The 260-nt window shown below is 44.6% G+C and carries 1 protein-coding gene; it reads left to right on the plus strand.

The window, feature by feature from the left end; all coding sequences use genetic code 11:
* A partial coding sequence (locus tag QMN76_RS10915; RefSeq protein WP_282066053.1) for a hypothetical protein occupies positions 1-260 on the plus strand: 260 nt, incomplete at both ends.

Here is a 260-nt window from a genome sequence, read left to right on the forward strand (position 1 = left end):
AACGAATAGCGTCCAAAGATATTCCTTATGCGGTTGCACAAGGTCTGAATGGGGTGGCAAAGGCAGCACGGGATCAGATCAAGCAAGAGCTGCCCAGTATTTTTCAGAATACTAACGCGTTTACTCGGAATGCAGTTGCCTTTACACCAGCGACCAAGAACTATCAAACAGCAACGATTTTTATCAAAGACCAACAAGCCAAATATCTACAATTTGAGGAATATGGCGGCACGCGAACGCCAAGTGATGCTATTACCAAT

It is taken from the genome of Commensalibacter papalotli (ex Botero et al. 2024), from assembly GCF_947179115.1.
Classification (GTDB): Bacteria; Pseudomonadota; Alphaproteobacteria; order Acetobacterales; family Acetobacteraceae; genus Commensalibacter; species Commensalibacter papalotli.